At 69.7% G+C, this 23568-nt stretch carries 18 protein-coding genes; 9 read left to right on the forward strand and 9 right to left on the reverse strand.

Going from position 1 to position 23568, the window contains the following annotated elements:
- Position 1: 1 nt before the first annotated feature.
- Entirely contained in the window at positions 2–928 is a 927-nt protein-coding gene (locus ABD954_RS16965; RefSeq protein WP_345486871.1) for an RNA polymerase sigma-70 factor, read from the reverse strand.
- A 177-nt stretch (positions 929–1105) separates the two neighbouring features.
- Positions 1106–2584: a replicative DNA helicase gene (gene dnaB, locus ABD954_RS16970; RefSeq protein ID WP_345486872.1), complete on the reverse strand. Its 1479-nt coding sequence runs from the start codon at positions 2582–2584 to the stop codon at positions 1106–1108.
- Positions 2585–3006: 422 nt separating this feature from the next.
- On the opposite strand from dnaB, the gene ABD954_RS16975 reads away from it, so the two are divergent.
- The gene (locus tag ABD954_RS16975) at positions 3007–4344 is read left to right on the forward strand and encodes an MATE family efflux transporter (protein WP_345486873.1); all 1338 of its coding nucleotides are present in this window, start codon (positions 3007–3009) and stop codon (positions 4342–4344) included.
- 127 nt (positions 4345–4471) lie between these two features.
- On the opposite strand, the gene rplI is transcribed toward ABD954_RS16975, so the two are convergent.
- The 4 genes from rplI to rpsF all read right to left on the reverse strand — a co-directional run bounded on the left by rplI (position 4472) and on the right by rpsF (position 6174).
- Positions 4472–4918 carry a 50S ribosomal protein L9 gene (rplI, locus tag ABD954_RS16980; protein ID WP_345486874.1) on the reverse strand — a complete coding sequence of 149 codons (447 nt, stop codon included), beginning with the start codon at positions 4916–4918 and terminating at the stop codon, positions 4472–4474.
- A gap of 18 nt (positions 4919–4936) precedes the next feature.
- A complete protein-coding gene (gene rpsR / locus ABD954_RS16985; protein WP_128983236.1) occupies positions 4937–5173 on the reverse strand; it encodes a 30S ribosomal protein S18 in 237 nt (78 codons plus the stop codon).
- A gap of 58 nt (positions 5174–5231) precedes the next feature.
- Positions 5232–5810 (reverse strand): single-stranded DNA-binding protein, encoded by a 579-nt coding sequence (locus tag ABD954_RS16990; RefSeq protein WP_345486875.1) that lies wholly within the window; start codon positions 5808–5810, stop codon positions 5232–5234.
- Positions 5811–5883: 73 nt separating this feature from the next.
- Positions 5884–6174 (reverse strand): 30S ribosomal protein S6, encoded by a 291-nt coding sequence (gene rpsF / locus ABD954_RS16995; protein WP_004950685.1) that lies wholly within the window; start codon positions 6172–6174, stop codon positions 5884–5886.
- 286 nt (positions 6175–6460) lie between these two features.
- On the opposite strand from rpsF, the gene ABD954_RS17000 reads away from it, so the two are divergent.
- From ABD954_RS17000 to ABD954_RS17010, 3 genes are all read left to right on the forward strand, one after another.
- A complete protein-coding gene (locus tag ABD954_RS17000; protein WP_345486876.1) occupies positions 6461–6778 on the forward strand; it encodes a hypothetical protein in 318 nt (105 codons plus the stop codon).
- 128 nt (positions 6779–6906) lie between these two features.
- Positions 6907–8025: a lipid II:glycine glycyltransferase FemX gene (locus ABD954_RS17005; protein ID WP_345486877.1), complete on the forward strand. Its 1119-nt coding sequence runs from the start codon at positions 6907–6909 to the stop codon at positions 8023–8025.
- Positions 8026–8101: 76 nt separating this feature from the next.
- A complete protein-coding gene (locus ABD954_RS17010; protein ID WP_345486878.1) occupies positions 8102–9133 on the forward strand; it encodes an alanine racemase in 1032 nt (343 codons plus the stop codon).
- Positions 9134–9243: 110 nt separating this feature from the next.
- On the opposite strand, the gene ABD954_RS17015 is transcribed toward ABD954_RS17010, so the two are convergent.
- Together ABD954_RS17015 and ABD954_RS17020 are read right to left on the reverse strand one after the other, a co-directional pair.
- Positions 9244–10722, reverse strand: coding sequence for a glycosyltransferase family 87 protein (locus tag ABD954_RS17015; RefSeq protein WP_345486879.1), 1479 nt, complete (start codon positions 10720–10722; stop codon positions 9244–9246).
- Between the two features lie 116 nt (positions 10723–10838).
- The gene (locus tag ABD954_RS17020) at positions 10839–13577 is read right to left on the reverse strand and encodes a transglycosylase domain-containing protein (RefSeq protein ID WP_345486880.1); all 2739 of its coding nucleotides are present in this window, start codon (positions 13575–13577) and stop codon (positions 10839–10841) included.
- Positions 13578–13987: 410 nt separating this feature from the next.
- Between ABD954_RS17020 and ABD954_RS17025 the strand changes: the two genes are divergently transcribed.
- The 3 genes from ABD954_RS17025 to ABD954_RS17035 all read left to right on the forward strand — a co-directional run bounded on the left by ABD954_RS17025 (position 13988) and on the right by ABD954_RS17035 (position 17149).
- Positions 13988–14677 (forward strand): PadR family transcriptional regulator, encoded by a 690-nt coding sequence (locus tag ABD954_RS17025; protein ID WP_345486881.1) that lies wholly within the window; start codon positions 13988–13990, stop codon positions 14675–14677.
- A 48-nt stretch (positions 14678–14725) separates the two neighbouring features.
- Positions 14726–15808: an inositol-3-phosphate synthase gene (locus ABD954_RS17030; protein WP_345486882.1), complete on the forward strand. Its 1083-nt coding sequence runs from the start codon at positions 14726–14728 to the stop codon at positions 15806–15808.
- A gap of 81 nt (positions 15809–15889) precedes the next feature.
- Positions 15890–17149 (forward strand): MFS transporter, encoded by a 1260-nt coding sequence (locus tag ABD954_RS17035; RefSeq protein WP_345486883.1) that lies wholly within the window; start codon positions 15890–15892, stop codon positions 17147–17149.
- Positions 17150–17219: 70 nt separating this feature from the next.
- Here ABD954_RS17035 and ABD954_RS17040 read toward each other — a convergent pair whose 3' ends face one another.
- Complete coding sequence (locus ABD954_RS17040; RefSeq protein ID WP_345486884.1) at positions 17220–18689, reverse strand: CCA tRNA nucleotidyltransferase; 1470 nt, start codon at positions 18687–18689, stop codon at positions 17220–17222.
- A gap of 181 nt (positions 18690–18870) precedes the next feature.
- On the opposite strand from ABD954_RS17040, the gene ABD954_RS17045 reads away from it, so the two are divergent.
- Both ABD954_RS17045 and murJ read left to right on the forward strand, forming a co-directional pair.
- A complete protein-coding gene (locus ABD954_RS17045; RefSeq protein ID WP_345486885.1) occupies positions 18871–21240 on the forward strand; it encodes a DUF6049 family protein in 2370 nt (789 codons plus the stop codon).
- A gap of 45 nt (positions 21241–21285) precedes the next feature.
- On the forward strand, positions 21286–23499 hold the full coding sequence (gene murJ, locus ABD954_RS17050; RefSeq protein WP_345486886.1) for a murein biosynthesis integral membrane protein MurJ: 2214 nt from the start codon (positions 21286–21288) through the stop codon (positions 23497–23499).
- Positions 23500–23568 lie beyond the last annotated feature (69 nt).

The raw sequence follows: 23568 nt of genomic DNA on the forward strand, positions 1-23568 counted from the left end.
CTCACCCCAGGCTGAGCGGGGTCTCGGATCCGACACGGCCCAGCTTCTCGGGGTTGCGCACGTAGTAGAGACCGGTGATGCGGTCGTCCTCCACCCGGGCCGCCAACACGCCGTCGACCTCGCCGTTCATCCGGACCAGCAGCGCCGGGCTGCCGTTGACCACGGTCGGGGTGAGCCCGATCTCGATCATGGTGCGCGTCCTGGCCCTGTGCAGACCACCGAGCATGAAGCGGGCCACCTTGTCGGCGCCGGCGATCGGCCGCAGCAACGTCTGCTTGAAGCCGCCTCCGTCACTCACCAGGACGACCTGCGGAGCGAGCACGTCCAGGAGCCCTTGCGGGTCGCCGGACTCGACGGCACGCCGGAAGGACTCCAGGGCCGCGTCGGCCACCTTCGGGGCGACCGCCTGGCGGGGGCGGCGCGCGTCCACGTGCCGGCGCGCCCGGTGGGCGATCTGCCGGACGGCCGCGGGGCTCTTGTCGACGGCGGCGGCGATGTCGTCGTAGCCGACGTCGAAGACCTCACGCAGCACGAAGACGGCCCGCTCGGTCGGCGACAGCGTCTCGAGGACGAGCATCATCGCCATCGACACGCTCTCGGCGAGCTCGACGTCCTCGGCCACGTCCGGCGCGGTCAGCAACGGCTCGGGCAGCCACTGCCCGACGTACGCCTCCCTGCGCCGCTTCATCGTGCGCAGGCGGTTGAGAGCCTGCCGGGTCGTGATCCTGACCAGATACGCCCTCCGGTCCTCGACCTCCGCGAGCTCGACCTCGATCCACCTCAGCCAGGTCTCCTGGAGGACGTCCTCCGCATCCGCAGCGGATCCGAGCATCTCGTAGGCGACCGTGAAGAGCAGATTGCGATGGGCGACGAACGCCTCGGTCGCCGCGTCAGTGCCGTCGTCCCTGACGGAGCTGCCGTAGTTCATGCCGGGAACCTCCGGAGCCGCGAAGGGCCGCCGGACGCGACCCGCGGCAAGATCCTTCCGGTGACTGGCTCCGCCGACAAGACGGTCGCCTCACTGACAGGCGGGCCGCCCTAGGGCCGGACGCGGGACACGAAGGACGGGTGGGCCACGAGGAACGAGAACCGACAGCGGCTTCGATCAGGTCTGTGCCATGTCCACGAAACGCGAGTAATGGCCCTGGAAGGCCACGGTGATCGTGGCGGTCGGGCCGTTACGGTGCTTGCCGACGATGATGTCCGCCTCGCCCGCGCGGGGGGACTCCTTCTCGTAGGCGTCCTCGCGGTGCAGCAGGATGACCATGTCCGCGTCCTGCTCGATGGAGCCCGACTCACGGAGGTCGGAGACCATCGGCTTCTTGTCGGTGCGCTGCTCCGGGCCACGGTTCAGCTGGGAGAGCGCGATCACCGGGAGCTCCAGCTCCTTGGCGAGGAGCTTGAGGTTTCGCGACATGTCGGAGACCTCCTGCTGGCGGCTCTCGGCGCGCTTGGAGCCGCCGGACTGCATCAGCTGGAGGTAGTCGATGATGACGAGCTTGAGGCCGCTGCGCTGCTTGAGGCGGCGGCACTTGGCGCGGATCTCCATCATCGACAGGTTCGGGGAGTCGTCGATGTAGAGCGGGGCCTGCGAGACGTCCGGCATCCGGCGGGCGAGTCTCGTCCAGTCCTCGTCGGTCATGGTGCCGGAGCGCATGTGGTGCAGCGCCACCCGGGCCTCCGCCGACAGCAGGCGCATCGCGATCTCGTTGCGTCCCATTTCGAGGGAGAAGATGACGCTGGGCAGGTTGTGCTTGATGGAGGCGGCCCGGGCGAAGTCCAGCGCGAGCGTCGACTTACCCATGGCGGGACGGGCCGCGATGATGATCATCTGACCGGGGTGCAGCCCGTTGGTGAGCGCGTCGAGGTCGGTGAAGCCCGTGGGCACACCGGTCATCTCGCCGCTGCGGGAGCCGATCGCCTCGATCTCGTCGAGCGCGCCCTCCATGATGTCGCCGAGCGGCAGGTAGTCCTCGGTGGTGCGCTGCTCGGTGACCTGGTAGATCTCCGCCTGGGCGCGGTTGACGATCTCGTCGACGTCGCCGTCCGCCGCGTATCCCATCTGCGTGATCTTGGTGCCGGCCTCTACCAGGCGGCGCAGCACGGCGCGCTCGTGGACGATCTCCGCGTAGTACGAGGCGTTGGCGGCGGTGGGCACCGACTGGACGAGCGTGTGCAGATACGAGGCGCCGCCGACCCGGGTGATCTCGCCGCGCTTGGTGAGCTCGGCACCGACGGTGATGGGGTCGGCCGGCTCGCCCTTCGCGTACAGGTCGAGGATCGCCGCGTAGATGGTCTCGTGGGCCGGCTTGTAGAAGTCGTGGCCCTTGATGATCTCGACGACGTCGGCGATGGCGTCCTTGGAGAGCAGCATGCCGCCGAGGACGGACTGCTCGGCGTCCAGGTCCTGCGGAGGGACCCGCTCGAAGCCGGAGATCCCGTCCCAGCCGCCCTCGCTGCCACGCTCGTGCTGGTCCTCCCGGCCCCTGCCCCGTCCACGGGACTCGCCGCGGGTACGGGTGGGCAGTCGGTCACTGGGTCCGCTGTCGACCCAGGGATCGTCCAAGGGCTCGGGAATGCTCACCAAGCCACCTCCTCCCGTCCGCTCCGCGGACATCACCGCCACTTTTTCTTACGCCACGGCTCGGACAAACAAGAGGCGTTGACTCCGCTTCTGGCGCGTCGGGCGCCGGACCACGGTAGGCCCGCGGGCAGCGTCAGCCAATCTGGTTATCCACAGGCCCTGTGGGTGAAGACCCAGAAGCTGTGGAGAACTCCCCGGTTCCTGTGCACGGACCAGGGGACAGCCGTGTGGACAAACTCATAGCTGCCCCTAGACAGGGCCACTGACCTGCACTTTTTCCATCCACCGGCTGTGGGGGAGAAAAACTTTGGCCCCAGGGCCAAGATCAGAACAAACGGCGCACAGCCGAAGGCCCTGCCGCACAGTCAGTAATAGTCACTACGCCATTGCATCTCTTACCTGTGGAAGATTAGATTGGGCCTGTGCACCAGGCTCCCGCGACCCCCAAGACCGTGCGTCGGCAACACGACCGCGAGATCGTCTCACTCGCCGTCCCGGCCTTCGGCGCTCTCGTCGCCGAGCCCCTCTTCCTCCTGGCCGACAGCGCCATTGTCGGCCACCTCGGCACCCCCCAGCTCGCCGGCCTCGCCATCGCCTCGACGCTTCTGGCCACCGCGGTGAGCGTGTTCGTGTTCCTCGCCTACGCCACCACCGCCGCCGTCGCGCGCCGCGTCGGCGCGGGCGACCTCCAGTCCGCCATCCGCCAGGGCATCGACGGGATCTGGCTCGCCCTCCTGCTGGGCGCCGCCGTGGTCGCCCTCACCCTGCCCACCGCTCCCTGGCTCGTGGACGTCTTCGGGGCCTCCGACACGGCCGCGCCCTACGCGATCACCTATCTGCGGATCTCCAGCCTCGGCATCCCCGCCATGCTCGTGGTCCTGGCCGCCACCGGCGTTCTCCGCGGCCTCCAGGACACCCGGACCCCGCTCTACGTCGCCATCGCCGGTTTCGCGGCCAACGGCGCCCTCAACGTCGGTCTGGTCTACGGCGCGGGACTCGGCATCGCCGGCTCCGCCTGGGGCACGGTCATCGCCCAGGTCGGGATGGCCGCCGCTTATCTGTTCGTGGTCGTCCGGGGCGCCCGACGCCACGGGGCGTCCCTGCGCCCGGACGCCGCAGGCATCAGGGCCAGCGCCCAGGCCGGCGTCCCGCTCCTGGTCCGTACGCTCTCGCTGCGGGCCGTCCTGATGATCGCCACCGCCGTGGCCGCCCGGCTCGGCGATGCCGATGTCGCCGCCCACCAGATCATCCTGTCCCTGTGGAGCCTCATGGCCTTCGCCCTGGATGCGATCGCGATCGCCGGACAGGCCATCATCGGCCGCTACCTCGGCGCCGGCGACGCGGACGGCGCCCGCCAGGTCTGCCGCCGCATGATCCAGTGGGGCGTGGTCTCCGGAGTGGTCCTCGGCTTGCTGATCGTTCTCACCCGGCCGCTCTTCATCCCGCTGTTCACCGGTGACTCGGCCGTCCAGGACACCCTCCTTCCGGCCCTCCTCGTCGTGGCGCTCTCACAGCCGGTCTCGGGGGTGGTCTTCGTCCTCGACGGAGTCCTCATGGGCGCGGGCGACGGCCCCTATCTGGCCTGGGCCATGCTGCTGACCCTCGCTGTCTTCGCCCCCGTCGCCCTCCTGGTCCCCACGCTCGGGGGCGGTCTGACGGCGCTCTGGGGGGCGATGACCCTGATGATGACCGTCCGTCTGGCGACCCTCTGGTTCCGCACCCGCTCCGGCCGCTGGATCGTCACGGGCGCCACCCGCTGATCCACGAGCCCGGCGCGAGGCGCACCCGGGGATGTTTCACGTGAAACGGCGGAAGGGCCGCACCCCGAGGGGTGCGGCCCTTCCTCCTGCTGAGCGACTGCTGAGCGCAGCCTGCCCGATGGCAGCGTTACGCGGCGACGACCTCGACGCCGAGCTTCGCGGCAACCTCGGGGTGCAGACGCACGGACACCTGGTGCGAGCCCAGGGTCTTGATCGGCGAACCGAGCTCGACGCGACGCTTGTCGACGTCGGGGCCACCCGCGGACTTGATCGCCGCAGCGATGTCGGCCGGGGTCACGGAGCCGAAGAGACGGCCGGCGTCGCCGGAGCGAACGGCCAGGCGGACCTTCGTGCCCTCGAGCTGGGCCTTGATCTCGTTGGCCTGCTCGATGGTCGCGATCTCGTGGATCTTGCGGGCGCGGCGGATCTGCGCCACGTCCTTCTCGCCACCCTTGGTCCAGCGGATCGCGAAACCGCGCGGGACGAGGTAGTTGCGAGCGTAGCCGTCCTTGACGTCCACGACGTCGCCGGCGGCACCGAGGCCGGAGACCTCGTGGGTGAGGATGATCTTCATTGTTCGGTCACCCTTCCCTTATCGCGCGGTGGACGTGTAGGGCAGCAGCGCCATCTCACGGCTGTTCTTGACGGCCGTGGCGACGTCACGCTGGTGCTGCGTGCAGTTGCCGGTCACGCGGCGGGCACGGATCTTGCCGCGGTCGGAAATGAACTTCCGCAGCATGTTCGTGTCCTTGTAGTCGACGTACGCGACCTTGTCCTTGCAGAACGCGCAGACCTTCTTCTTAGGCTTGCGCACAGGCGGCTTCGCCATGGTGTTTCTCCTGTGTGATCAAGAAGTTTGGGTACGAGCTGCTTCCGGGGCGCGGGCCCTAGAAGGGAGGCTCGTCCGAGTAGCCGCCGCCGGAGTTGCCACCCCAGCCGCCACCGCCGCCGCCCTGCTGGCCGCCGGACGGGGCGCCGGAGGCCCACGGGTCGTCGGAGGGAGCTCCGCCGCCCTGCGGGGCACCGCCGGAGTTGCCACCCCAGCCGCCGCCACCGCCGCCACCCTGCTGGCCGCCGCCGTAGCCGCCCTGGCCACCGCGACCGGTGGTGCGGGTGACCTTGGCCGTGGCGTTGCGCAGGCTGGGGCCGACTTCCTCGACGTCCAGCTCGAAGACCGTGCGCTTGACGCCCTCACGGTCGTCGTAGGACCGCTGCTTCAGACGGCCCTGCACGACGACGCGCATGCCCTTCTGAAGCGACTCGGCGACGTTCTCCGCCGCCTGACGCCAGACCGAGCAGGTCAGGAACAGGCTCTCGCCGTCCTTCCACTCGTTGGTCTGACGGTCGAAGGTGCGGGGAGTGGACGCGACACGGAACTTCGCGACCGCCGCACCGGACGGGGTGAAGCGCAGCTCGGGGTCTTCGACAAGATTGCCGACGACCGTGATGACGGTCTCGCCTGCCATGGGTGAACCTCTCGGCGGGATTGCTTCTGGCTGCTTGCTGCTACTCGGACCCGAGTACCTGTGAGCGGAAGGCTCAGTGGGTCTCGGGGCGGAGGACCTTGGTCCGGAGGACCGACTCGTTCAGGTTCATCTGGCGGTCGAGCTCCTTGACGACCGCAGGCTCGGCCTGCAGGTCGATGACCGAGTAGATGCCCTCGGGCTTCTTCTTGATCTCGTAGGCGAGACGACGACGGCCCCAGGTGTCGACCTTCTCGACCTTTCCGTTGCCCTCACGGACGACGGAGAGGAAGTTCTCGATCAGCGGGGAGACAGCGCGCTCCTCGAGATCGGGGTCGAGGATGACCATCACCTCGTAGTGACGCATGTGGAACCCACCTCCTTTGGACTCAGCGGCCACGGTCGTTCCGTGGCAGGAGGGTCGTGATGCGTGAACAACGGTATCGGCCACCACTGACAGTCCCCCTCGACCAGCGAGGGAGGTGCTGTCGGGATCCAGGACGGACCTGGGCAGACACCGGTGCAGACCGTACAGACTACCCGTACATCGGCCTGCGGTTGAAATCCGGTGGCGAGGGGACGCAATCTGGACACATCGGATGTCGGCGGCGTCACAGGGCGCCGCCGACAGGACGGCACGCCAGGAGGCCCCCATGGCACAGGCAATGCGACCCGACCCCGGACACTCCCTCTTCGCCACGGACGGCAAGCCTCACCCGCTCCAGGACACCCTCGTCGCCGTGACCCTCGTGCTCGGCGTCCTCTCCTTCGTCACGGCCCAGTTCCACGACCTGCACGTGCTGAGCTCGTGGACCGGCCTGCTCGGAATCCTCGCCGGCGGCTACGGCCAGTTCATCTCCGCGACGACCCGGGAACGCTTCCTGCTGATCATCGGGCTGGGCGCCGCCGGAGTGGGCTTCTACCTCGGCATGGCCCACGGAGGGCTCTTCAGCGGCATCGTGATCAACTAGATCCGCCCCGCACGTGGCCCGGACGGGCCACCATGGCCATCCGGGGTGCTCCCCGCTCGCAGTAGGCTTCGGCGCGAGAGCCGGAGCCCCTGAACCGATGGGGACACACCTGCCGAGGAGCGCCCCGCATGAGCCTGACCCTGAGGACCATCAGCCGAGAGCAGCATCTGGCATTCATCCAGAGCCGGCCCGCGGCGAGTCACTGCCAGGTCCCGGCGTGGGCTGACGTGAAGACCGAGTGGCGCTCGGAGAGCCTCGGCTGGTTCGACAAGTCCGGCGAGCTCGTCGGTGCCGGCCTGGTGCTCTACCGGCAGCTGCCGAAGATCAAGCGCTACCTCGCCTACCTTCCCGAGGGCCCGGTCATCAACTGGTACGCCCCGAACCTGGAGGACTGGCTGCAGCCGATGCTCGCGCATCTGAAGCAGCAGGGCGCCTTCTCCGTGAAGATGGGCCCGCCGGTCGTCATCCGCCGCTGGGACGCCGCCGCCATCAAGGCCGGCATCCAGGACCCGGACGTGAAGCGTCTGCGGGACGTCGAGGCCACCCACATCGAGGCGCGCGCCTTCGAGGTCGCCGACCGGCTCCGCAAGATGGGCTGGCAGCAGGGCGAGGACGGCGGCGCCGGCTTCGGCGACGTCCAGCCGCGCTACGTCTTCCAGGTCCCGCTCGCCGGCCGCTCGCTCGACGACGTCCTCAAGGGCTTCAACCAGCTGTGGCGCCGCAACATCAAGAAGGCCGAGAAGGCCGGCGTCGAGGTCGTCCAGGGCGGCTACGAGGACCTCGCCGAGTGGCAGCGCCTCTACGAGATCACGGCCGTCCGCGACCACTTCCGCCCGCGCCCGCTCTCGTACTTCCAGCGCATGTGGACCGTCCTCAACAACGAGGACCCCAACCGCATGCGGCTGTACTTCGCCCGGCACAACGGCGTGAACCTCTCCGCCGCCACCATGCTCGTCGTCGGCGGCCACGTCTGGTACTCCTACGGCGCCTCCGACAACATCGGCCGTGAGGTCCGGCCCTCGAACGCGATGCAGTGGCGGATGCTGCGCGACGCCTACGCGATGGGCGCGACCGTCTACGACCTGCGGGGCATCTCGGACTCGCTGGACGAGACCGACCACCTCTTCGGTCTGATCCAGTTCAAGGTGGGCACCGGCGGCGAGGCCGTGGAGTACGTCGGCGAGTGGGACTTCCCGCTCAACAAGCTCCTGCACAAGGCCCTGGACATCTACATGTCGCGTCGCTGACGACTCGAGCGAGGCTTGCGTAGTCTCGTACACACCTTTGATACACCGCAGCCACCAGAAAGGTTCCGGGCCGGCCATGGCGCTCTCCCTCTACGTCGACACCGCTCGCTGGCGGGCGCACCAGAAGACCGTCATCGACCAGTTCCCCGGCCTCGTCCCGGTCTGCAAGGGCAACGGCTACGGCTTCGGCCACGAGCGGCTCTCCGACGAGGCGGCCCGCTTCGGCGCCGACATGCTCGCGGTGGGCACCACGTACGAGGCCGCCCGGATCAAGGACTGGTTCAGCGGCGACCTGCTGGTCCTCACCCCGTTCCGGCGCGGCGAGGAGCCGGTGCCGCTGCCCGACCGGGTGATCCGCTCGGTCTCCTCCGTGGACGGGGTGCACGCGCTGGTGGGCGCCCGGGTCGTCATCGAGTGCATGAGCTCGATGAAGCGCCACGGCATCAAGGAGGAGGAGCTCCCGCAGCTGCACGCCGCCATAGAGGACGTACGGCTCGAGGGCTTCGCCCTGCACCTGCCGCTGGACCGCACGGACGGCACCGACGCCGTCGAGGAGGTCATCGGCTGGATGGACCGGCTGCGGGCCGCCCGGCTCCCGCTGCACACCATGTTCGTCAGCCATCTGCGCGCCGAGGAGCAGGCCCGGCTCCAGCAGCAGTTCCCGCAGACCCGCTTCCGCGCCCGGATCGGCACCCGGCTGTGGCTCGGGGATCACGAGGCGACCGAGTACCGCGGCGCGGTGCTCGACGTCACCCGGGTCGCCAAGGGCGACCGCTTCGGCTACCGCCAGCAGAAGGCCGCCTCCGACGGCTGGCTCGTCGTGGTCGCCGGCGGCACCTCGCACGGTGTGGGCCTGGAGGCCCCCAAGGCGATGCACGGCGTGATGCCGCGGGCCAAGGGCGTGGCCCGCGCCGGTCTCGCGACCGTCAACCGGAACCTTTCGCCGTTCGTCTGGGCCGGCAAGCAGCGCTGGTTCGCCGAGCCGCCGCACATGCAGGTGTCGATCCTGTTCGTGCCGGCCGACGCCCAGGAGCCGAAGGTCGGCGACGAGCTGGTCGCCCACCTGCGCCACACCACGACCCAGTACGACCGGCTCGTCGAGCGCTGAGCCGCCGGCCGGGCGCCCGGCGTCCGCGTCCTGTCACCGCTGAACGGCCCCCGGGAGAACCCGGGGGCCGTTCGCCGCTCCTCGCCGCCGTCCCCGTGGGGGACGCCCCGTCACTCCCGGGAAACGCCCCAGTCCACCCGCGGCCCCTCCACCGCCGGGGCCGCGTGCCGGGCCGGGTGCGCCGCCCTGCCGAGCACGAAGACGTCCTTCGCGCCGTCCAGGACGCCCCCCGAGGGGTCGTCCGAGCCGTCCCGCCGCACCCCGTCCCGGTCCGGCACCAGGATGTCGCGCACGACCACGGCGCACAGGAAGAGCGTCCCCAGCACGTGCAGCACGATCGTGAACTGGTAGCCGTCGGTCGGCAGCCCCTGCTTGTTGCCGCTGGTGGTGTAGGCGAGGTAGAGCCAGATGCCCAGGAAGTACATGACCTCGCACGCCTGCCAGACCAGGAAGTCCCGCCAGCGCGGCCGGGCCAGCGCGGCGAGCGGCACGAGCCACAGGACGTACTGCGGCGAGTAGACCTTGTTGGTGAGGACGAACGCCGCCACGATCAGGAAGGCGAGCTGGACGAGACGGGGCCTGCGGGGCGCGTGGAACGTCAGGTGGGCGAGTCCCGCGACGGCGAGCATCATCAGGAACAGCGCGTAGTAGTTCGCCGTCTCGGGGCGGATGGACTCGCCCGTGGTCTGGCTGATGAAGAGCCAGACGGAGCCGAAGTCGATGTTGCGTTCCGTGCTGAAGACGTAGAACTGCTTCCAGCCCTCGGGCGCGAGCAGCATCACCGGCAGGTTCACCACCAGCCAGGCGCCGGCCGCGCCGGCCACCGCCGTGCCGCACTCGCGCCACTTCCCGGCCCGCCAGCACAGCAGGAACACGGGTACGAGCAGCAGGGCCGGGTAGAACTTGGCGGCCGTCGCCAGGCCGATCAGGACGCCGAAGCCCAGCGGCCGCCCGCGCGACCACATCAGCAGCGCGGCCGCCGTCAGGGCGACGGCCAGCAGGTCCCAGTTGATGGTGGCGGTGAGCGCGAAGGCGGGCGCGAGGGCCACCAGGAGACCGTCCCAGGGGCGCCGGCGGTGGGTCCGGGCCACACACACGGCCAGGACGGCCGCGCACACCATGAGCAGGCCCGCGTTGGCCATCCAGAACGCCTGCTCGCGTTCGGTCATGTCGCCGCCGCCGGGCGTCAGCCAGGCGGCGACCTCCATGAACAGGCCCGTCAGGACGGGGTACTCCAGGAACGGTATGTCGCCGCCGATCCGGTCGAAGTACGGGACGAGACCGTCCGCGAAGCCCCGCCCGGAGAAGAGGTGCGGGATGTCGGAGTAGCAGGCGTGGGTGTACTGGGAGGTGGTCCCGCGGAACCAGGCCCAGTTGTAGCAGGGCAGCTTCTGCACCATGCCGAGCGCGAACATCCCGATCGTCACCAGGACGACCACGCGCACCGGGGTGAGCTGCCCGGCGCCGAGCAGCGCCCGGCGTCCGATCGGCCCGCCGATCAGCGCGCTGCCCGAGGCGGCCACGTCGTCGTGACGCGTCGGGCAGACCACCGGGTCCTGCGGAGGGCTCGTCTTCTGGAGGCTCGGCATGGGGGACATCCTGCCGTACGCCTCCCGGAAAACGACGAGGGCCGCCGCGCCCGGCGCCGTACACGAGGTACGGGCCGGGCGGGACGGCCGTCGAGAGGGCTGCGGGGCCGGACGGGTCAGCCGCCCAGGCTTCCCCAGGTTCCGCCGCCGCTGGGCCTTCCGCCGCCGCCACCGCCGCCGCTGTCGGCGCTCGGGCTGTCGGTCGGATCCGGTGGCGGTGTGGTGGTGGGTCCGCCGTTGGACCCGCCGTTGTCGTTGCCGGTGGTGGCGCCGCCGTCGGAGTTGCAGGGCCAGTCCCAGACGCTGCAGCTCTTCTCCGGGTCGGGCGACTTGGTCGGCTTCTGCGTGGGCGGCTGCGTCGACGGCGTCATCGACGGCGTCTGCGACGGGGTCTGGGTGGGCGTCGGGGTCGGGCTGACCATGCCGCCGCCGTAGACGCCTTCGGCGTCCAGCTCCTCGGGCTCCGGGAAGCTCTTCGGCTCGGTGCCCTTGAGTGCCTCGGTCATGTAGTCGTGCCAGATCTGCGACGGGAACGACGAACCGTGGATCTTCGGCTGGGCGCCCGTGCCGAACATGGACTCGAACTTGCGCTTCGTGTTGGTGGCGTCGTCGTCGAAGCGGTACATGTCGATCGCGGTCGACAGCTGCGGGGTGTACCCCACGAACCAGGCCGAGTTGTTGCCGTCGGTGGTACCCGTCTTGCCGGCCGCCTCACGGTCGTCGAGCGCGGCCTTCTTGCCGGTGCCGCCCGTGACGACGTCCTTCAGCACGTCGGTGATGTTGCTGGCGACGGCCGTGGAGAACACTCGCTTCGGCTTGGCCTCGTGCTTGTACTTCTCCTGGCCCTGCTTGAGGACCCGCTCCACCGAGTACACGTCGTTGCGCTCGCCGTTGTTGGCGAAGGTCGCGTAGGCCCCGGCCATGCGGATCGCACTCGGGCTGGAGATACCGAGGGAGAAGGAGGGCACGTTGGCCTTGACGAGCGAGCCCTCGCGCAGACCGGCGTCGATGGCGGCCTGGCGGACCTTGTCGATGCCGACGTCCATGCCGAGCTGCACGTACGGCGAGTTCGCGGACTTCATCATCGCCGTGCGGAGGTTGATCCGGTCGTAGCTCGCGTCGTCGTCGTTGACCTGGAGCCACTCCTTGCCGTTCTCGTCGTGCCAGATCGTGCCGTCGTAGTTCCTGATCCTCAGCTTGTTCTGGGCGTTGTAGTAGCTCTTGTCAGGGTCGACGAGCGTCCGGGTGGAGGGACCCTGGACGGCGTCTCCACGGGGGTCACGGACACCGTCCCGCATCGCCGCCGCCAGCACGAAGGGCTTGAACGTCGAACCGACCTGGGCACCGGTCTCGTCCGCGTTGTTGGTGAAGTGCTTGGTGGCGTTGGTGCCACCGTAGATGGCCACGATCGCGCCCGTCTCGGGGTTGACCGAGGCGCCGCCGAACTGGACGTGGGTGTCCGTCTTCGGGCGCTTCTCCGGGTCGATGTGCTCTTCGTAGATCTTCTTGATCGAGCTCTCGAGCGCCTGGACCTTCTTCTTGTCGAAGGTCGTGTAGACCTCGTAGCCGCCGCGGGCCAGGTCCTGCTCGCTGATGCCCAGCTCGTCGTTGTTCAGGATGCTCGACTGGGCGGTGCGCACCAGGTAGCCGATCTGGCCGCCGAGCTGGGCGCCGCTGGTGCGCGGCTTCACCTTGGGGAAGTCGCGGTACTTCGCCCGCTCCTCGGCCGGCAGGTGTCCGTCCTTGACCATCTCGTCGAGGATCCACGACCAGCGCTTCGTCACGCGCTCGGTGTTGGCTTCCTGGGTGGCGTCCGGGTCGATGTCCGGGTTTCCGGCCGGGTCGTAGTACGTCGCGCCCTTGAGCAGCGAGGCGAGGAAGGCGGACTCGCTGGCGTCGAGCTCGTGGGAGTTCTTGCCGAAGTACGTGCGGGCCGCGGCCTGGATGCCGTACGCGCCGCGCCCGTAGTACGCGGTGTTGAGATAGCCCGCCATGATGTCGGGCTTCTCCATCTCGTTGCCGACACGCATGGAGATGAAGAGTTCCTTCACCTTGCGGGTCAGCGTCTGCGACTGGTCGTCGAGACGGTTGTTCTTCACGTACTGCTGGGTGATGGTCGAGCCACCCTGGGTCTCGCCGCCCTTGGCCATGTTCCACACGGCGCGGCCGATGCCCATGGGGTCGATGCCGGAGTCGGTACGGAAGGTCTTGTTCTCGGCCGAGATCACCGCGTCCTGCATGACCTTCGGGATCTGCTCGATCCCGACGATCTGGCGGTTGACCTCTCCGCCGGTCGCCGCCATCACGGTCTTGTCCGACCAGTAGAAGACGTTGTTCTGCGCCTTGGCGCTGATTGCCACGTCGGGGATGCCGACCATGGCGTACGCGATCGTCGCCGCGCCCATGAGGCCGCCGAAGAAGGCCAGGAACAGGCCCGTCGTGAGCTTCCACGAGGGCACCCAGCGTCGCCAGCCGTACTTTCCGTACCGCGGGTAGTCGATGGCCCTCTTCTTGCCGGGCGGACGACCGCCCCCGCGTCCCCGTCCGGGACCACCGCCGTGGCCGCCGCCCCCGCCGCGCCGTCCGCCGCCGGCTCCTCCCGGGCCGCCTGCCTCGGGCGCGCGCCTGCGCCCGCCCCGCTGCGCGGCGCGCCGGGCCTCGGCACGTCCTCCGTAGGGACGCTGCTCCTCCCCGTAGGAGGAAGGCGGGCCGTACGAGGCCGACGGGGACCCCGTCGGGACCTCGCGGCCCTGGGCCGACCTGCGGCCCATCGGCTGCTGGGCGGCGCGCCGGGCCGCAGCGCGACCGCCACTCGGCGGCTGCTGCTGCGGCATTTTGCGACGATGCTCGCTCATCGAACGACTACTCCTCGGGCAGGCGCGTACGCCTGGAAGCGGCAGTTGAGTTCCGGTCCCCCCGAAATGCACACGGCCGGACCTCGGAAAAAGCCCCGCCGTGCCGCAGCCGGTCACCCGCTTCACTGACGCCCTGCGGCATCGCGTGGTTCCCGGTGGTCTGCATGCCGCACAGACTACGCACGGCCAAAACCCACCTAGGGCCGAACTTCACCCCAAATCCGGCAAGTCGATTGCTGTGAATTGACGATGTGACGCCGCTCACCCGAGTCCCACTTGTCGGACGCAGAGGCCCGTTCTATCGTCAGGATGTATCGAGTCGATACATCACTGCGGCACATCGGCTCGTCATATCGAGTTTTTCGCACGTGGTCCGAGAGACAGTTCCCCGGGAGCGGAGGAGGCGACGGATGAGCAGGCGCTCAGGAATCCTCGAGTTCGCCGTCCTCGGCCTCCTGCGCGAGGCCCCGATGCACGGGTACGAGCTCCGCAAACGGCTCAACACCTCACTGGGGATCTTCCGGGCCTTCAGTTACGGCACCCTCTACCCCTGCCTCAAGACGCTGGTCGCAAACGGCTGGTTGATCGAGGAGCCGGGCAGCGCCCCCGAGGAGGCCGTGGCGGCCTCCCTGGCAGGGCGGCGCGCCAAGATCGTCTACCGGTTGACGGCCGAAGGTAAGGAGCACTTCGAGGAGCTCCTCTCCCACACCGGCCCCGACGCCTGGGAGGACGAGCACTTCGCCGCCCGGTTCGCCTTCTTCGGCCAGACCGAGCGAGAGGTGCGCATGCGGGTGCTGGAGGGGCGCCGCAGCCGGCTGGAGGAGCGCCTGGAGAAGATGCGCGCCTCTCTGGCCCGTACGCGCGAGCGCCTCGACGACTACACGCTTGAGCTGCAGCGCCACGGAATGGAGTCCGTGGAGCGCGAAGTGCGCTGGCTGAACGAGCTCATCGAGAGCGAGCGGGCGGGGCGGGATCAGCGATCCGGCCCCGACGCCCCCGAGGGCGCCGCTCAGCAGGACAAAGAATCTGGAGAAACGGGCGGCCTGCCCCGGCACGGGGGCAGTACCCGGCCGGATCCGTCCGACGACACCGCCAAGTGAAACCCTGCTCTCGCAGGGCTTCCACGATCACACAGGGAGCAACCGGAAATGGGTTCGGTTCGCGTAGCCATCGTCGGCGTGGGCAACTGCGCCGCCTCGCTGGTGCAGGGCGTCGAGTACTACAAGGACGCCGACCCGGCGTCCAAGGTGCCCGGCCTGATGCACGTGCAGTTCGGCGAGTACCACGTCCGTGACGTGGAGTTCGTGGCCGCCTTCGACGTGGACGCGAAGAAGGTCGGCCTCGACCTCGCGGACGCCATCGGCGCCAGCGAGAACAACACCATCAAGATCTGCGACGTCCCGAACACCGGCGTCACGGTCCAGCGCGGCCACACCCTGGACGGTCTCGGCAAGTACTACCGCGAGACCATCGAGGAGTCCGCCGAGGCCCCGGTCGACATCGTCCAGGTCCTCAAGGACAAGCAGGTCGACGTTCTCGTCTGCTACCTGCCCGTGGGCTCCGAGGACGCGGCGAAGTTCTACGCCCAGTGCGCCATCGACGCCAAGGTCGCCTTCGTCAACGCCCTCCCGGTCTTCATCGCCGGCACCAAGGAGTGGGCCGACAAGTTCACCGAGGCCGGTGTCCCGATCGTCGGCGACGACATCAAGTCCCAGGTCGGCGCCACCATCACGCACCGCGTCATGGCGAAGCTCTTCGAGGACCGCGGTGTCATCCTCGACCGCACGATGCAGCTGAACGTCGGCGGCAACATGGACTTCAAGAACATGCTCGAGCGCGAGCGCCTGGAGTCCAAGAAGATCTCCAAGACGCAGGCCGTCACCTCGCAGATCCCCGACCGGGAGCTCGGCGAGAAGAACGTCCACATCGGCCCCTCCGACTACGTGGCCTGGCTGGACGACCGCAAGTGGGCGTACGTCCGCCTCGAGGGCCGCGCCTTCGGTGACGTTCCGCTGAACCTGGAGTACAAGCTCGAGGTGTGGGACTCCCCGAACTCCGCCGGCGTCATCATCGACGCCGTGCGCGCCGCGAAGATCGCAAAGGACCGCGGCATCGGCGGCCCGATCCTGTCGGCGTCGTCGTACTTCATGAAGTCCCCGCCGGTCCAGTACTTCGACGACGAGGCCCGCGAGAACGTCGAGAAGTTCATCAAGGGTGAGGTCGAGCGCTGACCTGAAGGCCGAGCGCATCGATGAGGAGGGTCCCCGGGCGGCAGTGCCCGGGGACCCTCGTCGTATGTGAGTCTTGCTGCCATGCCCGTCGTGCGTGATCTGCGCGTCCTCCTGCGCCTGCGCAACTTCCGCCGTCTGCTCGCCGTGCGCCTGCTCTCCCAGTGCGCCGACGGCGTCTACCAGGTCGCCCTCGCGACCTACGTCGTCTTCTCCCCGGAGAAGGAGACCAGCGCGGGCGCCATCGCCGCCGCCATGGCGGTCCTGCTGCTCCCGTACTCCTTGGTGGGTCCGTTCGCCGGCGTCCTGCTCGACCGCTGGCGGCGACGCCAGGTCTTCTTCTTCGGAAACCTGCTGCGCGCCCTCCTCGCGGGCGGCACCGCGCTGCTCATCCTGGCCTCGGTGCCCGACTGGCTCTTCTACGTCTCCGCCCTCTCCGTCACGGCCGTCAACCGCTTCGTCCTGGCGGGACTCTCGGCCGCGCTGCCACGCGTGGTCGACGACGAGCGGCTGGTCGTCGCCAATTCCCTCTCCCCGACCGCCGGCACGCTCGCGGCGACGGTCGGCGGCGGTCTCGCCTTCGGAACGCGTCTTGTCGTCGGCGACTCCGACGCCGTGGTCGTCCTGCTGGGCGCCGCCCTCTACCTCTGCTCCGGCCTGGCTTCGCTCCGGATGTCCCGTGAGCTCCTCGGGCCGGACCGGGCGCCGACCCGGCCCGGTCTCCTCGACGCCCTGTCCTCCACCGCACGAGGACTGGCCGGCGGGCTGCGGCACCTGTTCGAGCGGCGCCCCGCGGCCCGGGCGCTGGCCGCGGTGTCCGTCATGCGCTTCTGCTACGGCGCCCTCTTCGTCACGGTCCTCATGCTCAGCCGGTACGCGTGGAGCACGACGGAGTCGGAGGGCCTGGCCGTGCTCGGGCTCGCGGTCGCCGCGTCCGGTGCCGGCTTCTTCGCCTCGGCGGTGATCTCCCCCTGGACGATCGGCAGGCTCGGCCCCTTCGGCTGGATGACGGTGTGCGCGTCCGCCGCCGCCGTGCTGACCCCTGCCCTGGGCCTGACCTTCGCCCGGACTCCCTTCCTCCTGGCCGCCTTCGTGCTCGGCATGGCCACCCAGGGCGCGAAGATCGCCACGGACACCGTCGTCCAGACGGCCGTGGACGACGCCTACCGGGGACGGGTCTTCTCCCTGTACGACGTCCTGTTCAACGTCGCCTTCGTCAGCGCGGCCGGAGTGGCGGCACTGATGCTCCCGCCGGACGGCCGCTCTCCGGCCATCGTGGCTCTGGTGGGCGGTCTCTATGCCGTCGTCGCGCTCGCGCTCGTCCGCACCCGCAGAAAGGGGTGATGTTTCACGTGAAACATCACCCCTGCCCGGCGATCCGCGGTCGATGTTTCACGTGAAACATCGAGCCGCTTCAGTTCTCCTGGGCCGCCCACCACTCCTTGAGCGCGGCCACCGCGGCGTCATGTCCCATCGGACCGTTCTCCAGTCTGAGCTCCAGCAGGAACTTGTACGCGCGCCCCACGGCCGGCCCCGGACGGATGCCCAGGATCTCCTGGATCTGGTTGCCGTCCAGGTCCGGGCGGATCGAGTCCAGCTCCTCCTGCTCCTGGAGCTGGGCGATGCGCGCCTCCAGGCTGTCGTAGGTCCGGGAGAGGGCGGCAGCCTTGCGCTTGTTGCGGGTGGTGCAGTCGGAGCGCGTCAGCTTGTGGAGCCGGGTGAGCAGCGGTCCCGCGTCGCGGACATAGCGCCGGACGGCGGAGTCGGTCCACTCGCCCGCACCGTAGCCGTGGAAGCGGAGGTGGAGCTCCACGAGGCGGGAGACGTCCCTGATCATCTCGTTGGAGTACTTGAGCGCGGTCATGCGCTTCTTGGTCATCTTCGCTCCGACCACCTCGTGGTGGTGGAAGGAGACCCGGCCGTCCTTCTCGAAGCGACGGGTGCGCGGCTTGCCGATGTCATGCAGCAGAGCCGCGAGGCGCAGCACGAGGTCCGGGCCGTCCTCCTCCAGGTCGATGGCCTGGTCGAGGACGGTGAGCGAGTGCTCGTAGACGTCCTTGTGCCGGTGGTGCTCGTCGCTCTCCAGCCGCAGGGCCGGCAGCTCGGGCAGCACATGGTCGGCGAGGCCCGTGTCGACCAGGAGTCCGAGGCCCTTGCGGGGGTTCGCCGAGAGGAGCAGCTTGTTGAACTCCTCACGGATGCGCTCGGCGGAGACGATCTCCAGCCGGCCGGACATCTCCTTCATGGCGGTGACGACCTCGGGGGCCACCTCGAAGTCCAGCTGGGCGGCGAAGCGCGCGGCCCGCATCATGCGCAGCGGGTCGTCCGAGAAGGACTCCTCGGGCGTCCCGGGAGTGCGCAGCACGCGCTCGGCGAGGTCCTCGAGGCCGCCGTGCGGGTCGATGAACTCCTTCTCCGGGAGCGCGACGGCCATGGCGTTGACGGTGAAGTCGCGGCGGACCAGGTCCTCCATGATGGAGTCGCCGTAGGAGACCTCGGGCTTGCGCGAGGTGCGGTCGTACGCCTCCGAGCGGTAGGTGGTGACCTCGACCTGGAAGTGCTGCACCGCGTCTCCGACGCGGGCCTCCTTCTGGCAGCCCACGGTGCCGAAGGCGATCCCGACCTCCCAGACGGCGTCGGCCCAGGGGCGCACGATCTTCAGCACGTCCTCGGGACGGGCGTCCGTCGTGAAGTCCAGGTCGTTGCCGAGACGGCCGAGGAGGGCGTCGCGCACCGAGCCGCCGACCAGAGCGAGGCTGAACCCGGCCTCCTTGAAACGGCGGGCGAGGTCGTCGGCGACAGGGGACACGCGCAGCAGTTCACTGACCGCGCGGCGTTGCACCTGGCTCAGGGCAGTCGGGGTGTCTTCGTTGGCGTTCGGCACAACAGAAAAGGGTACGTGCCCCGGCTCACCACGACGTCCCCGTTTTCCGACCGCCCGGCCCCATCCGCTGGAGCAGTCCCCGGCACTTGGCCCCCGCGTGCCTCGTTACCATGCCTGGACACAGCAACCGGGAACCAGCGACACCACTGACACCACAGACAACGACGAGGACGGGCGACGCGTGGCCGAGGCGGCAGCTATTCAGGGGACCGTTCCCTCACCTGCCCGCCGCTGGCTGCGGCGCACGGCCTCCCTCGCCGTCGCGGCCCCGCTGCTGGCCGGCCTCCTCCAGGGGGTGTCCGCCCCCACGGCGGCCGCCGAGTCCTCGGGCGGCGGAACCGTGGACGTGTCCGTCGACACACTGGCGCCGACCGCGCCGGTGGAGAGCGACACCCTCACCATCACCGGCACGGTCACCAACGAGAGCAAGCAGACCGTGACCGAAGCCACGGTCGATCTCCGGGTCGGCCCCCGGATGACCAGCCGCAGCGAGATCGACTCCGTCGCCGACCGCGGCGGCTACCGGGACGGCCGTGACCCGGCTGCGCTCGGCGGGCCCTACACCGTCAAGATCCCCTCGCTGGGCGCCGGACTCAGCCGGGACTTCACCCTCTCCGTGCCCGTCTCCAAGCTCGAACTGGAGGAGCCCGGCGTCTATCAGCTGGGCGTCTCCCTCACGGGCAGGACCGGGGGCCAGTCCTACGACCGGGTGCTCGGGATCGAGCGGACCTTCCTGCCGTACCAGCCCGAGGCCACCGAGAAGAAGACGCAGCTCACCTACCTCTGGCCGCTGATCTCCACCGCCCGTGTCTCCGCGGAGACCGGTGCGAACCTGCAGCAGACCCCGGTCTTCGAGAACGACGAACTCGCCGCCGAGCTCGCTCCGGGCGGCCGGCTCCACGAGATGGTCGCGCTCGGCAAGGACCTGCCGGTCACCTGGGTGCTCGACCCCGACCTGCTGGCCAGCGTCAACGCGATGACCGAGCCCTACATGGTCAAGAGCGGGACGACCGAGGTGCCGGGCCGGAACCAGGCCGTCGCCGAGCAGTGGCTGAACGCCCTGGAGAAGGCCGTGCAGGGCCGCAAGGTGGTCGCCCTGCCCTTCGCCGACCCCGACCTCGCCTCCCTCGCCCACCACGGCAAGGAGGTGCCCGGCTCCCTCAGCCACCTCCAGCAGGCCACCGCGCTGGCCTCGACCACCGTCGAGACGATCCTCCACGTGAAGCCGTCCACCGACTTCTCCTGGCCCGTCGACGGCGCCGTCGACCCGTCGATCATGGCCGTCGCCACCTCCGCGGGCGCGCGCAACGTGATCGCCCGCAGCGACAGCTTCCGCGACGACCTGTCGTACACGCCGACCTCGGCCCGCCCCATCGGCGGCGGCACGACCGCGGTCGTCAGCGACGCCACCCTGTCGACGGCCTTCCAGGGCGACATGATCAGGGCCGAGGGCTCCACCCTGGCGGTCCAGGAGTTCCTCGCCCAGTCCCTGGCGATCACGCTGGAACTGCCCGAGGACCAGCGCAGCGTCGTGGTGGCGCCGCAGCGCATGCCGACCACCTCGCAGGCCCAAAGCATGGCGGCCGCTCTGCACGGCCTCTCCGCCCAGCGCTGGACGCAGCCACTGGACCTTTTGGCCGCCGCCACCGCGAAGCCGGACCCGGACGCGTCGAAGCGGGTGCCCAGCAGCCGCGCGTACCCGAAGAAGCTGCGCGCCCAGGAACTGGGCACCGACGCCTTCGAGCAGATGAAGACGACCCGGGACGAGCTGGACGACTTCAAGGTCATCCTGACCGCCCCGGACCGTGTGGTGCCGCCGTTCACCAACGCGATCAGCCGCGAGGTGTCCACCTCGTGGCGCGGTCAGGCCCCCTCGGCCGCTCTCTACCGCAGGGAGGTCCTGAACTACCTGCGGAGCCTCACGGCGGAGGTCCAGCTGATCGACAAGTCCGACCTCCTGCTGTCCGGACGCAGCGCCACCATCCCCGTGACCGTGCAGAACAAGCTGCTCCAGGGCGTGGACGGTCTGGTGCTGCGGCTGGTCTCCGGCAACAAGACCCGTCTGAAGCTGAACGGCGGCGAAGCCGTCTCCGAGCTGCCGGTGAAGATCGACGGCGGTCACAGCCAGTCGGTGAAGTTCACCGCCACGGCCAACGCCAACGGGCAGGTTCCGATGACCGCCCAGCTCTACACGGCGGACGGCACCCCCTACGGCAAGCCGATGACCTTCACCGTGAAGGTCTCCGAGATCACTCCCACGGTCATGCTCGTGATCGCCGGCGGTGTACTGCTGCTCGTGCTCGCCGGTGTCCGGATGTACAGCCAGCGCAAGCGCGCCGCCGCCCGGAGCGCCGAAGCGGAGGCAGCGGCCGAGGCGCAGACGGACGCGGACACCGAGCACCCGGCCGGGACTGGCCCCGGAACCGAAGACGAAGCGGAGCCCGAGGCGTCCTCGGAGGCGGCCGAACCCGAGCAGCCGAGTGACCCGACACCGGACACCGGGCCCGAAAGCGGCGACCCGTCGGGCCCGGGTGAGAAAGTGGACCGTTGAGCGATGTCGTGGCCGGTCGGCCGGGGACGATGAGGTGGGGTAACCATGAACGCGCCGTACGACGGTGACCGCGGTCAAGGCGCGGACGGCACCGCGCCGTCCGGTGGAACGCCCGCGGCCCCCGCGCCCGGCCACGCGCCGGTGCCGCCGCCGCAGCAGGGCACCCCGGATCCGTACGCACCGGACCAGCCGGACACCTACGCCCAGGACCCCTACGTCCAGGACGCCTACAGCCACGACCCCTACCGGGCGCGGGACCTGTCCGCCCAGGATCCGGTCACCGAGGCGCTGTACGACCGCGCCGCGCACCCGCCGCCACCGCCGGGCACCTACGCCGACCCGCAGTCGCTCTACCAGCAGCCGGCCGCGCCCCCGCACGCGCCGGACCCCCGGGTCTGGGCCCAGACGCCCGCCCCCGAGCCCGACGGGCCCTCGCGCCACCTGCCGTACGGCGACGACGCCCGCACGGTCCAGTTCACCGGTGTCGACGACCTGGTGACACGGGCGGGGGAGGAGGAGCCCGAGCCCGACGCCTTCGCACACCTGTACCGGGACCAGCAGGCGTCCGGCCAGGTGCCCCCGCCGTCCCCGGAGCCGAACCCCATGCCCGCGCCCGCCCCGAAGAAGGCCGGCCGTGCCTCCGGGCTGCTCAAGTCGAGCGCCGTGATGGCGGCCGGCACCCTCGTCTCCCGCCTGACCGGCTTCGTCCGCAGCCTGGTGATCACGGGTGCCCTCGGCGCCGCGCTGCTCGGTGACACCTTCACCGTCGCCTACACCCTGCCGACGATGATCTACATCCTCACCGTCGGCGGCGGCCTCAACTCGGTGTTCGTACCGCAGCTGGTCCGGTCGATGAAGAACGACGCGGACGGCGGCGAGGCGTACGCCAACCGTCTGCTCACCCTCGTCATGGTCGCCCTGGGCGCCATCGTCGCCATCGCCGTGTTCGCGGCACCGCTGCTGATCCAGCTGATGTCCCACACCATCGCCGACGACGCGGCGGCCAACAGCGTCGCCGTCACCTTCGCCCGCTACTGCCTGCCCACCATCTTCTTCATGGGCGTGCACGTGGTGATGGGTCAGATCCTCAACGCACGTGGCAAGTTCGGCGCGATGATGTGGACCCCGGTCCTCAACAACGTCGTCATGATCGCCACGTTCGGGCTGTTCATCTGGGTCTACGGCACCTCCGCCGAGTCCCGGATGGGCGTCCAGACCATCCCCGACGAGGGCATTCGCCTGCTCGGCATCGGCACGCTGCTCGGCCTGGCCGTCCAGGCGCTCGCGATGATCCCGTACCTGCGCGAGACCGGTTTCCGCTTCCGCCCGCGCTTCGACTGGAAGGGCCAGGGCCTCGGGAAGACCATCAAGCTGGCCAAGTGGACGGTGCTCTTCGTCCTCGCCAACCAGGCCGGTGTCCTGGTCGTCACCCAGCTCGCCACCGCGGCCGGTGAGGAGTCCGGCAGGAACGGCGCCGGCTTCCTCGCGTACTCCAACGCGCAGCTGATCTGGGGCATGCCGCAGGCCATCATCACCGTCTCGGTCATGGCCGCGCTGCTGCCGCGGATCTCCCGCGCCGCGTCCGACGACGACCCGGGCGCCGTCCGCGACGACATCTCGCAGGGCCTGCGCAACTCGGCCGTGGCCATCGTCCCGGTCTCGTTCGCCTTCCTGGCGCTCGGCGTCCCGATGTGCACCTTGCTCTACGCCTCCAGCGGCGTCGAGGCCGCCCGCGGCATGGGCTTCATCCTCATGGCCTTCGGCCTCGGTCTGATCCCCTACTCCGTCCAGTACGTCGTCCTGCGCGGCTTCTACGCCTACGAGGACACCCGGACGCCCTTCTACAACACCGTCATCGTCGCCGCCGTCAACGCGGCGGCCTCGGCCGCCTGTTACTTCGTGCTGCCCGCCCAGTGGGCGGTCGTCGGCATGGCCGCCTCCTACGGCCTCGCCTACGCCGTCGGTGTCGGCGTCGCCTGGCGCCGCCTGCGCAACCGGCTCGGCGGCGACCTCGACGGCGCCCACGTGATGCGCACCTACGCCCGCCTGTGCCTGGCCTCGCTGCCCGCGGCGGTCATCGCCGGAGCAGCCGGTTTCGGCCTCCTGAAGGTGCTCGGCGAAGGCGCCCTCGGTTCGCTCGTCGCCCTGTTCGTCGGCATGGCGGTCCTGCTCGGCGTCTTCTTCGTGGCGGCCAAGCGCATGCGGATCGCGGAGCTCAACTCCATGGTCGGCATGGTCCGCGGGCGGCTCGGACGCTAGCCGCGCCGCGGGCGCGCGGGGTTCGCACAACCATCGCCTGCCGACGCGTGTCGTGCATAGCGCTGGACT

Source organism: Streptomyces roseoviridis, from assembly GCF_039535235.1.
In the GTDB taxonomy this organism is placed as follows: domain Bacteria; phylum Actinomycetota; class Actinomycetes; order Streptomycetales; family Streptomycetaceae; genus Streptomyces; species Streptomyces roseoviridis.